This window comes from Caballeronia sp. LZ062 (genome assembly GCF_031450785.1).
Taxonomy (GTDB): domain Bacteria; phylum Pseudomonadota; class Gammaproteobacteria; order Burkholderiales; family Burkholderiaceae; genus Caballeronia.
The window spans coordinates 2,027,108-2,038,513 of record NZ_JARTWB010000002.1; the positions used below are offsets into that span (position 1 = coordinate 2,027,108).

General features: G+C 63.6%; 9 protein-coding genes. All 9 read right to left on the minus strand.

What is annotated here, in order from left to right:
* Positions 1 to 157: 157 nt before the first annotated feature.
* The 9 genes from P9239_RS15495 to P9239_RS15535 all read right to left on the minus strand — a co-directional run bounded on the left by P9239_RS15495 (position 158) and on the right by P9239_RS15535 (position 11,363).
* Complete coding sequence (locus P9239_RS15495) at positions 158 to 1,807, minus strand: hypothetical protein (protein WP_309752371.1); 1,650 nt, start codon at positions 1,805 to 1,807, stop codon at positions 158 to 160.
* A 179-nt stretch (positions 1,808 to 1,986) separates the two neighbouring features.
* Positions 1,987 to 2,796 carry a hypothetical protein gene (locus P9239_RS15500; RefSeq protein WP_309752373.1) on the minus strand — a complete coding sequence of 270 codons (810 nt, stop codon included), beginning with the start codon at positions 2,794 to 2,796 and terminating at the stop codon, positions 1,987 to 1,989.
* 352 nt (positions 2,797 to 3,148) lie between these two features.
* Positions 3,149 to 4,192 (minus strand): L-threonylcarbamoyladenylate synthase, encoded by a 1,044-nt coding sequence (locus P9239_RS15505; RefSeq protein ID WP_309752375.1) that lies wholly within the window; start codon positions 4,190 to 4,192, stop codon positions 3,149 to 3,151.
* Between the two features lie 20 nt (positions 4,193 to 4,212).
* Positions 4,213 to 5,409: a 5-(carboxyamino)imidazole ribonucleotide synthase gene (locus tag P9239_RS15510; RefSeq protein ID WP_309752379.1), complete on the minus strand. Its 1,197-nt coding sequence runs from the start codon at positions 5,407 to 5,409 to the stop codon at positions 4,213 to 4,215.
* 77 nt (positions 5,410 to 5,486) lie between these two features.
* Positions 5,487 to 6,008 carry a 5-(carboxyamino)imidazole ribonucleotide mutase gene (purE, locus tag P9239_RS15515; protein ID WP_309752380.1) on the minus strand — a complete coding sequence of 174 codons (522 nt, stop codon included), beginning with the start codon at positions 6,006 to 6,008 and terminating at the stop codon, positions 5,487 to 5,489.
* 65 nt (positions 6,009 to 6,073) lie between these two features.
* Positions 6,074 to 6,964: a phosphoribosylaminoimidazolesuccinocarboxamide synthase gene (locus tag P9239_RS15520; protein ID WP_309752382.1), complete on the minus strand. Its 891-nt coding sequence runs from the start codon at positions 6,962 to 6,964 to the stop codon at positions 6,074 to 6,076.
* A 146-nt stretch (positions 6,965 to 7,110) separates the two neighbouring features.
* On the minus strand, positions 7,111 to 8,175 hold the full coding sequence (fba, locus tag P9239_RS15525) for a class II fructose-bisphosphate aldolase (RefSeq protein WP_309752384.1): 1,065 nt from the start codon (positions 8,173 to 8,175) through the stop codon (positions 7,111 to 7,113).
* A 215-nt stretch (positions 8,176 to 8,390) separates the two neighbouring features.
* Positions 8,391 to 9,827, minus strand: a complete 1,437-nt coding sequence (gene pyk / locus P9239_RS15530) for a pyruvate kinase (RefSeq protein WP_309754082.1) — start codon at positions 9,825 to 9,827, stop codon at positions 8,391 to 8,393.
* Positions 9,828 to 10,172: 345 nt separating this feature from the next.
* Positions 10,173 to 11,363 carry a phosphoglycerate kinase gene (locus P9239_RS15535; protein ID WP_309752386.1) on the minus strand — a complete coding sequence of 397 codons (1,191 nt, stop codon included), beginning with the start codon at positions 11,361 to 11,363 and terminating at the stop codon, positions 10,173 to 10,175.
* Positions 11,364 to 11,406 lie beyond the last annotated feature (43 nt).

An 11,406-nucleotide genomic window follows, 5' to 3' on the forward strand; every position in this document is an offset into this window, starting at 1 on the left:
TAGGGCGGCTTTATTTTTGGACGCTTTTTGAATGTCTACGCGCGATCGCGTGCTGGCAGCACGCTTCTTTCGGCAGTCAGCCACACCCAATCGCTGCTTTTTATCAGCGATCCTAACTTTCTGTGGCGGACCTAAACCGCCAGTTCACGCGGGCCGATTACCAGCGGTACCCGACTTGCGCCTTGATGCCCGCCGATCCGCTGTCGGTCGTGGAAACACCCATTCCGACGTTCAGATTCGCAGACGCCTGATACGCCGCCGCAACGCCGATTCCCACGCGGCTGCCGTAAGCGCCCACGCTCGTCCCGACCCACTTCTCGCCCGCCTGCAGCATCGGAACGCTCGGCATCGCGAGAACCGTCGCCACGGCCTTGTCGGTGTAGTTTTTCGACTGCTGAACGCCAGCCGCAACCGCCTTGTCCGTGTACGCGTTCGCACTCGACACCGCCTTGTCCGTATAGACGTTCGCCTGCTGCACCGCGCCGTTCAGCTGGTTGACGTTCACCGCGTCCGTGCCTTGCGTTCCTGCCGCAACGTTGACGACCTGTCGTTCGTTGCCCGACGAGCCGACGGAAACCGTATTCGCGCGATCGGCTGACGAGTTCGCGCCGAGCGCCACCGAATTATCGGCGCTTGCCGCCGCGTTCGCGCCGATGGCCGTCGAATGCACTCCGCTTGCCACGGCCGCTTCGGTGGCCGCGTTCCCGTCGGCCGCGAAGAGCGGATTCGAGCCGCCTGCCGCCGATATGTTCGCAATCTTGTTGGTGATGGCCGACATCGCCGAATTGAGCTGGCCGACATTCACGGCATCCATGTCGGCGGCACCGGCGGCAAGGTTGTGAATCGTCGTGCCGTTCGCGCCGCCGAGCGTCACGTTGTCGAGATCGAGCGAGCCGCCTTTCGAGTCGTATCGCACGGCAGCCGGATCCGTTGCGCCGGTCGTGTTGTTCGTGTTGTTCGCGATGCTCGCAATCGTCGTGTTGATGTTCGTGAGAGAACTGTCCACGCCGTCCAGTGCACTCCCGACATCGTGATACGTCACGCCGTTGATGACATACGACGGCATCAGAATGCTTCCATCGGGCAGCGGGGCAGCGCCGCCGCCGAACGCCGACGCCGTGCTGCTCGCCAAGCCCTTGAGCTGATTCAGATTCACTGCGTCCGTGCCTTGCGTGCCGGCCGCCACGTTGATGATGCGCCGTCCGGCTCCGATAGCCCCGACGCTCACCACGTTGCTTTGCCCGCCGTCGTAACTGCTTGCGCCGATGACCACGGAGTTATCGCCTTTCGCATAAGCATAGTTGCCGATCGCCACCGAATCCTGACCGCCCGATGTCGTACTGTTGCCAATGGCAACCGACGTGCCGCCCTGCCCCACCGCATTGCTGCCGATCGCCACGGCACTGCTCCCGCTTCCGTTCGCGTTGCGCCCGATCGCGACCGCCGCGTTCGTCGCGGTGCTGCCTCCACCGGCCGCCACGGCCGCGTCTGCCGCTGACGAATCGATGCCCAAAGCCACCGCGCGAAAGCCCGCGTTGGCGTTATCGCCGATCACGGTAGCCTGGTTGTTCCGGGCGATTGCGTTCCGGCCGATCACCACGCCGTTCTCCTGCGACTGCGCACCGAAGCCGATCGCCACGGAGGCCTGCGCTGCTGCCTGATTTCCGCCGTTCACGACTGCACCATCACCGACGACGACGCTTTCCTCGATATTGTTATGCGCCCCGTCATTACCGATCAGAACGCCTGTGCTTGCGGAGGTCGTTCCATTGCCTTCGATGATGGCTTGCCCGCAAGCTGAGTTCATGGCCAATCCGGCGAGACCGGCGGCGATAATCGGTTTGAGTCGGAATTTTGTTTTGTTCATGTCAAGTTATCCTAATAATATATAACGTGATGCGTGCCGCATCGTTTCACTGCGTCTCGGCTTCCGGCGAAGGTGGCCGGTTGCAGTTGAAAAACCCCTTTGTAGGGAATACTTTTGGATCAGACGGCTTGCGGATTTGACTTCGGCTCGAAATGAAGCCACGTCATCGGCTTGGCTCGGCCTTCCGAACATAGAAGCCAACGGTCGGAGTCGGTCCAGTTATCGGCTATCAAGGGAATCTGCGTCAAATCGCGTGCGCCGGCTTTGATCTCGGTGACATTGAAATAGTCGCTCGCGCGGGCGACGAGATTCGGAAGCCACGTGTGCCGGTCCGGGCCGACAATCATGAAGTCGTGGATTTCCACGATGACGTGAGCATGCCTCAGCGTGCGGAGGCATTCTCGCGTGAGCGTCTCGAATTCATGTCCTTCGATATCGCAGAGCAGAACACAGTCTTTGAAATCGACGCCATGCGCAGACAGTTCATCGGCGAAAGTGGAAGTCACCGCGCCGAGGATATTCACCCTGTCTCCTACGCCACGTTCATTCGCCAGATTTCTCAGATTGTCGCGACTGGCTTCGTCGATCTCGTAGCAAATCGACCGTTCGAAGACGCCCGTCGAGACCAAACCTATTCCGTAGAAGCCGTCGGCCGCGCCGAGGTCGATAAACGTGCTGCGCCCGCGATGAATCCTGCGAATGAGTTCGCATACTTCTAGTTCGTAGAGACCGACGAGTTTCGTTCCTGTGTCCTCATAGCGCCATGTGGCCCGTTCGCCGAGAAAATATCCTTTGAGAAGCCCGTGTTGAACGACGCCGTTCGTCGCTCGCCAGAGCCGGCGCCCGTTATACATACGTCGCGCCTCTACGACTTCGGCACTCATTTTGATGAAATCCGGGGAGTCCAGAAATGAGTCGGCAGGGTTCATCGAGAATCCTAGATTCGATTGCAAGCAATTGTTTGAGAGGGGAGCGACTGACGCCGGAATACGCAACGCCGAAACTCTTCTGGCATCACGCGAGAAGAGCCGACGTATTCGTTTCATTGGCAGTGCAGAATTCTAACGCGCGACGCCTAGACTAAATTCGAGCAGACGCGGGTTTTTACTCATCATTGCGCTTCCGGGAGAAATCGTCGCAATGATTAGGCGAAGGACTTTTACTTCAGGTCAGGACAACCGGCCATACGAAAAATCCGATAAGCAACGAATAATTCTTCGGCCGATATTGTTTGAAACTGAGACCGGCAACAGTTCGCTTCAAAGGCGTTTAGACCGCCGCCTATTCTTCCTGCTCGAACGCAGCCGCCGCCCTTCCCAGCCGATCGTTGACCGCGATCCACTCCACCGTCTCGGGCAGCTTCTCGATCAGAATTCGCTCGACGTTCGCCCGATCCAGCGCCCGCAGCAAGCCGTACAACTCGCGCGCGTAGCTTTGCGGGTCTTCCGGCGCGGCGACGAAATGCACGTGCGGCGCATGCGCCCATTCACGCGCGCTCGACGGCCGTGCCACCAACGCGATCTTCCCGCCAGCCGACCGGTCGAACGCCGCGAGCAACGGCTCGATCGAGGCGAACGGCAGCAGCGCCAACGGCGTGCGCGGCGCGTAATGCGCCTTCAGCGTGCCCGAGGCGCGCGGCGCGGTCGCATCGCCGCCATCCGGCAGACGCGGCGGGACGCCGATCACGTCTGCAATTGCCTGCGGACTCACATGGCCCGGCCTAAGCAAAGCCGGAAAGCCACGCGACAAATCCAGAATCGTCGATTCGATGCCGACATCCGCCGCGCCGCCATCGAGCACATGCACCGCGCTGCCAAACTCGTCGCGCACGTGTTGCGCCGTCGTCGGGCTCACGTGGCCGAAGCGGTTTGCCGAAGGACCCGCCACGCCCGCCTGCTTGCCCGTTCGTTTGCCCGCTTCCTGACGCCGCGCATGAAACGCCGATAGCAGCTGCTGCGCGACAGGATGCGAAGGACACCGAATGCCGACCGAATCCTGTCCGCCGCTGACAGCCGCCGGAATGTGCGCGGCACGTTTCAGAATCAACGTCAATGGACCGGGCCAGAACGCGTCGATGAGCTTTTGCGCGTCAGCGGGCAACTCGCGCACCCAGTACCCGGGATCGGCGTGCGGCGCGAGATGCACGATCACCGGATGATTCGCCGGCCGGCCCTTCGCGGCATAAATGCGCGCGATGGCCTCCGGGTTCTCGGCATCGCCGCCGAGGCCGTACACCGTTTCGGTCGGGAACGCGACGAGTTCGCCCGCGTCGAGCAGCGCCGCGGCTTGGTCGATCTGTGCGGCGCTCGGGTAAAGGATGGTCATTGCCTAACTACTGCCTAAGTTCAGTCGAGCGCGATATGCAGCATGCGCGCGCAGTCGCGCGCCGCCGTGCGCGCTTCCTCGAGCGTCGCCGCCGTGAAGTTGATGTGCCCCATCTTGCGGCCGGGACGCGCTTCCTCCTTGCCGTAGAGATGCAGCCGCGCCGCAGGCATCGCCGCGACTTCGGCCCATGCTGGCGGACGCGGCTTGTCGTCTTGCCCGGCGTCGAACCAGATATCGCCGAGCAGGTTCAGCATGGCGGCCGGCGAATGCTGGCGCGTGTCGCCGAGCGGCATGCCGGTCATCGCGCGGACTTGCTGCTCGAACTGGCTCGTGGCGCACGCATCGACGGTGTAGTGGCCGGAATTGTGCGGACGCGGCGCCATTTCGTTCGCGATCAGCGAGCCGTCTTCCAGCACGAAGAACTCGACGCACAGCACGCCGACATAGCCGAGCTTCGCGGCGATGGTCAGCGCGGCGTCCTGCGCCTGCGCGACGAGCGCGCCTGTCGCGTCTGGCGCGGGCACGACGGTCTTCGCAAGAATGCCGTTCACATGCGTGTTCTGCGCGAGCGGGAACACGGCGGACTTGCCGTCGCCGCCGCGCGCGATCAGCACCGACACTTCGTATTTCAGCGGCATGCGCTTTTCCAGCACGCACGGCACGCCCGACAGCGACCCATACGCGGTACGCGCTTCCTCGACGTTGCGCACGCTGATCTGGCCTTTGCCGTCGTAACCGAGACGCGCGGTCTTCAGAATGCCCGGCAGCACGGCGGCGATTTCATCGTCGGACAACGCGGCGAGTGCTTCCGGCGACTCGATCACCACGTGCGGCGCGACCGGCACACCGGCTTCCGCGATAAAACGCTTCTCGGCGACCCGATCCTGCGCAATGGCGACACAACTCGCCGCCGGGCTCACGAATGTGAGGGACGCGAGAAAGTCGAGGCTCGTGGCCGGCACGTTCTCGAATTCCGTCGATACAGCCGCGCACAGGCGACCGAGTTCGGTGAGCGCGGTTTCGTCGTCGTAGGCCGCGCGGATATGGCGGTCCGCCACCGCGCCAGCCGGACTCGTTTCATCCGGATCGAGCACGGCGACGCGATAGCCCATGGATTGCGCGGCAAAGCAGAACATGCGGCCGAGCTGGCCGCCGCCGACCATGCCGAGCCACGCGCCCGGCAGAATGGGGGAATTCGGGGAATTGTGTGGGTTCATCGTGGGACTGGCCGATAACCTGATTGGATGTTGCCGACGCCACGCGCACGAAACGCGCGGCCCGGCCGTCGGAACGCTCAGAGCGGCGGCAGCGTCATGTCGTGCGCGGCCTTGTTCTGCTTTACGCGAAACGCGGCGAGCGCCTCGGCATAACGCGCATCCGTCACGCTCAGAATGGATACGGCGAACAGCGCCGCATTCGCCGCGCCCGCCTCGCCGATGGCGAAGGTCGCAACCGGCACGCCCTTGGGCATCTGCACGATGGAATGCAGCGAATCGACGCCCTTCAGATACTTGCTCGCTGCCGGCACGCCGAGCACCGGCACCGTGGTCTTCGCAGCGAGCATGCCCGGCAAATGCGCCGCGCCGCCCGCGCCCGCGATGATCGCGCGCAGACCGCGCTCGCGTGCGCTTTCGGCGTAAGCGAACATCTCGTCCGGCATACGGTGCGCGGAGACGACCTTCGCCTCGTAGGGCACGCCGAAATCCTGAAGGATCGCGACCGCGTTCTTCATCACTTCCCAGTCGGAACTGGAGCCCATCAACACGCCGACGAGCGGCGCATCGTGCGCGTGCGCTCCGGTCTGTACTTCGCTCATTCCCTTTTCCTCGATCCGAGCGCGCCGCGTGGTTCACGTCCGGAACCGCGGCGCGCGTGCCGACATTACGACAGCGTCTTGCCCGTGATGCGTTGCAGCGCCTCCTGATACTTCTCCGACGTCTTCGCGATCACGTCGTCCGGCAGCTTCGGCGCGGGCGGTTCCTTCTTCCACGGCTGCGTTTCGAGCCAGTCGCGCACGAACTGCTTGTCGAACGACGGCGGATTCGTGCCGACCGTGTAGCCGTCCGCCGGCCAGAAGCGGGACGAATCGGCGGTGAGCACTTCGTCCATCAGGAACAGTTCGCCCTTGTTGTCGAGGCCGAACTCGAACTTCGTATCCGCGATGATGATGCCGCGCGTGGCCGCATACTCGGCCGCTTCCTTGTAGAGCTGAATGGAGATGCGCTTGATCGTCGCCGACAGTTCCGTGCCGATGCGGCGCTCCATCTCGTCGTAGGTGATGTTTTCGTCGTGATGGCCCATCTCGGCCTTTGCCGCCGGCGTGAAGATCGGCTCGGGCAGCTTTTCGGCGTTTTGCAGGCCCGGCGGCAGTTGCACGCCGCACACCGCGCCCGTCGCCTGATAGTCCTTCCAGCCGCTGCCGGCCAGGTAGCCGCGCACCACCGCTTCGACGAGAATCGGTTCCAGGCGCTTCACGACGACCGCGCGGCCCGTCACCTGCTCGACTTCGTCCGGCGCGACCACCGAAGCGGGATCGATGCCCGTGTTGTGATTCGGCACGATATGGCCGAGCTTCTCGAACCAGAAATCGGCCATCTGATTGAGCACGCGGCCCTTGTTCGGGATCGGCTCGCCCATCACCACATCGAAGGCGGAAAGGCGGTCGGTCGTCACGATCAGCAGCTTGTCGTTGCCGACGGCGTAGTTGTCGCGGACCTTGCCACGGCCGAGCAGCGGCAGCGATTTGATCGTGGATTCGTAGAGCGTGGACATCGTCATGTACCGAAGAGGTGCCGAAAAAAGTGAATCGCCGCCGCGAGCCTCACGCAGCGACGATGAGAAAAGGGAACGGGTCCCGTCGCCGGAACCCGTTGATTTTACTTTACAAACGCAGCGCGCTTAATCCATACGTTCGCCGCTTACCGGACGATCTGCGCCAATTCTCCGGTTTTGTATTTGTCGGCCATCTTGTCGAGCGCAACGGGCTTGATCTTGCCCGCCATGCCCTCGCAGCCGAACTGCATATAACGCTGGCGGCAAATTTCCTTCGCTGCCTCGCGCGCCGGCTTCAGATAGTCGCGCGGATCGAACTTCGACGGATTTTCGAACAAATAGCGGCGGATTGCGCCGGTAATTGCAAGACGCAGGTCCGTGTCGATGTTCACCTTGCGCACGCCGTGCTTGATGCCTTCCTGAATTTCCTCGACCGGCACGCCGTACGTTTCCTTCATGTCGCCGCCGAACTCGCGGATTTCGGCGAGCAGTTCCTGCGGCACTGACGACGACCCGTGCATCACCAGATGCGTGTTCGGTATGCGCTGGTGAATTTCCTTGATGCGGTCGATGGCGAGGATATCGCCCGTCGGCTTCTTCGAAAACTTGTACGCGCCGTGCGACGTGCCGATGGCGATCGCCAGCGCATCGCACTGCGTCTCTCTCACGAAGTCCGCAGCCTGTTCCACGTCGGTGAGCAACTGCTCGCGCGTCATCGTGCCTTCCGCGCCGTGGCCATCTTCCTTGTCGCCCTTCATGGTTTCCAGCGAGCCGAGCACGCCCAGTTCGGCTTCGACCGTGACGCCGATGGAATGCGAGAACTCGACCACCTTGCGCGACACATCGACGTTGTACTCGTAGGACGCGACCGTCTTGCCGTCCGCTTCGAGCGAGCCGTCCATCATCACGCTGGTGAAGCCGGAGCGGATCGCGGCCATGCACACCGCCGGCGACTGCCCGTGATCTTGATGCATCACGACCGGAATATGCGGATACGACTCCACCGCCGCTTCGATCAGATGCCGCAGGAACGCCTCGCCTGCGTACTTCCGCGCGCCGGCCGACGCCTGCATGATGACGGGCGCGTTCACTTCGTTGGCCGCCGACATGATGGCCTGCACCTGTTCCAGATTGTTCACGTTGAATGCCGGGAGACCGTAGCCGTGTTCGGCTGCGTGATCCAGCAATTGACGCATTGATACGAGAGGCATTGAGACACTCCAGGATGTGAATCGAAATCCTTCGCGCGCACGGTTCTGCTCTCTGTGATGCTCAGGCAGCTTCCGGCCTTTTCGTGGCAACGACCTGTGACAAGTCGTCTTGCGCGCTCTGTGGCGTTCGCGGCCCGGACCGCGAACGCCTTGCCATGCTGCGACGTTCCGCGCGGCGCTTGACCGCGCAGGCTTCTCAAAAAACGAGGCGCCGCTCAGAAATGGTCGCCGACGCGCACGATCTTGAGCGTGTTCGTGCCGCCCGCCTGTCCCATCGGCTCGCCGACCGTGAGCACGACCATGTCGCCGCGCGCCGCGTAGCCTTTCGACACGACCACTTCGAGCGCCTGATTCAGCGCCGTGTCGCGATCCATGTTGGTGTCGAGATGCAGCGGCGTGACGTTGCGATACAGCGACATCGTGCGCTCGCTGCCCACGCGCGGCGTCAGCGCGAAGATGGGCACGTGCGTCCAGTGGCGCGACATCCACAGCGCGGTCGAGCCGGATTCCGTCAGCGCGACGACCGCCTTCGCGCCCAGATGGAACGCGGTGAAAAGCGCGCCCATGGCAATCGACTGGTCGATGCGCGTGAACGTCCGGTCCAGGAAATCGCGGTCGAGCTGCGATTCCTCGGACTTTTCCGCTTCGATGCACACGGCGGCCATCGTTTCGATCGTCGTGACCGGATACTTGCCCGCCGCGGTTTCGGCGGAAAGCATGACGGCGTCGGTGCCGTCCAGCACGGCGTTCGCCACGTCGGACACTTCGGCGCGCGTCGGCACGGGCGCGTGGATCATCGATTCCATCATCTGCGTGGCCGTGATCACGAGCTTGTTCGACTCACGCGCCATGCGGATCATGCGCTTTTGCAGCGCGGGCACGGCCGCGTTGCCCACTTCCACCGCGAGATCGCCGCGCGCGACCATGATGCCGTCGGAGGCGTCGAGAATGCCTTGCAGCGCCGGAATGGCCTCGGCGCGCTCGATTTTCGCGATCATCTTCGGCTTGATGCCGTACGGCGCGCCCGCGATGTTCGCCAGTTGCCGCGCCATTTCCATGTCCGTCGCATTCTTCGGGAACGACACCGCGACGAAATCCGCGCCGAGCGACATTGCGGTCCGGATGTCCTCCATGTCCTTCTCGGTCAGCGCGGGCGCGGTCAGCCCGCCGCCTTGCCGGTTGATGCCCTTGTTGTTCGACAACTCGCCGCCGACTTTGACCGTCGTGTGAATCTCCTCGCCGATCACGCGCGTGACGTCGAGCACGATCAGGCCGTCGTTCAGCAACAGCACGTCGCCTGCCCGCAGATCGCGCGGCAGATCCTTGTAGTCGAGGCCCACGCGGTCGTTGTTGCCCAACTCGCAGTTCGCATCGAGGATGAACGTGTTGCCCGCGACCAGCATGGTCTTGCCGTTCTCGAACTTGCCGACGCGAATCTTGGGGCCTTGCAGGTCCGCCATGATCGCGACTTCGCGGCCGACCTGCCGCGCCGCCTCGCGCACCCATTCGGCGCGCTGGCGATGATCGTCGGCGGTGCCGTGCGAGAAGTTGAAGCGAACGACGTCGAGCCCGGCCTGCATCATCTGCAGCAGGATGTCCGGATTACTCGACGCCGGACCGATGGTGGCGACAATCTTGGTGGCGCGATGCATGTCTTTCCTCGTCTCTTTGGGAACGGCCGTAACCAGGCTGCGAGCACGTTGCGCTTGCAGTGACGTGTTGCTCACTGGCTGCGCGCGCGCGCCGGTTCGTGCCGGCGTCGCTTTATCGATGGGCTGTGCGGCATGAACGGGCACGCCGCCGATGGTGACGACCGGAGCCGTCTGTTCTTCCACAAGCGGCTCTTCACTGACAGCCGCCTCCGCGATGGTGAGCGCCGCAACGGCGGCGGCATCCGGTTGACTGCCGCTCTCGGTCACATCCGCTTGCGCGCCGCCGGCTGCTTGCGCGCCCTTCCTTGCTGCTTTCGCCGGATTGTCTCGGGCCGTCACCGGGCGTTACGCCCGCGACTCGAGCACTTCCACCGCCGGGAGCGTCTTGCCTTCGAGGAACTCGAGGAACGCGCCGCCGCCGGTCGAGATGTAGCTGACCTTGTCGTGGATGCCGTACTTCGCGATGGCCGCGAGCGTGTCGCCGCCGCCCGCGATCGAGAACGCCGATGAATTCGCGATGGCCTGCGCCAGCGTCTTCGTGCCGTTGCCGAACTGGTCGAATTCGAACACGCCGACCGGCCCGTTCCACACAATGGTGCCCGCCGTCGCGAGTTGCGCGGCGAGCGCGTTCGCGGTGTCCGGGCCGATGTCGAGGATCATGTCGTCGTCGGCGATATCGGCGACGGGCTTCGTCTCGGCCTTCGCGGTCGCGGCGAATTCCTTGGCGGTCACGACATCGCTCGGAATGGGCACCGACGCCCCGCGCGCGCGCGCCTCTCCGATGATTTCCTTCGCCTCGCCGACGAGATCGGCTTCGGCAAGCGACTTGCCGATCTTGAGCCCCGACGCCAGCATGAACGTATTCGCGATGCCGCCGCCGACGATCAACTGATCCACCTTCTCGGCGAGCGACTTCAAAATGGTGAGCTTGGTCGACACTTTCGAGCCCGCGACGATGGCCACGAGCGGACGCTTCGGGTTGCCGAGCGCCTTGCCGAGCGCGTCGAGTTCGGCGGCGAGCAGCGGGCCGGCGCACGCGATAGGCGCGTATTTCGCGATGCCGTGCGTGGTCGCTTCGGCGCGGTGCGCGGTGCCGAAGGCGTCGTTGACGTAGATGTCGCAGAGCTTCGCGAGCTTTTGCGCGAGGCCGTCGTCGTTCTTCTTCTCGCCCTTGTTGCAGCGGCAGTTTTCCAGCAGCACGACATTACCCGGCTGCACGTCCACGCCGTCCACCCAGTCCGCGACGAGCGGCACGTCGCGACCGAGCAGTTCCGCGAGACGCGCCGCGACCGGCGCAAGCGAGTCTTCCGGCTTGAACTGGCCTTCGGTCGGACGGCCCAGATGGGACGTGACCATCACGGCCGCGCCGGCATCGAGCGCTGCCTCGATCGCGGGGACCGAGGCGCGCACGCGCGTGTCTTCGGTGATGTTGCCGGCATCGTCCTGCGGCACGTTGAGGTCCGCGCGGATGAACACGCGCTTGCCGGAGACTTTGCCTTCGGCGATCAGATCGGTGAAACGCAGTACTTTCGTCATGGGAGTCAACGTTAGTCAGAAAAGCGGTTCGGGCGAAGATGGC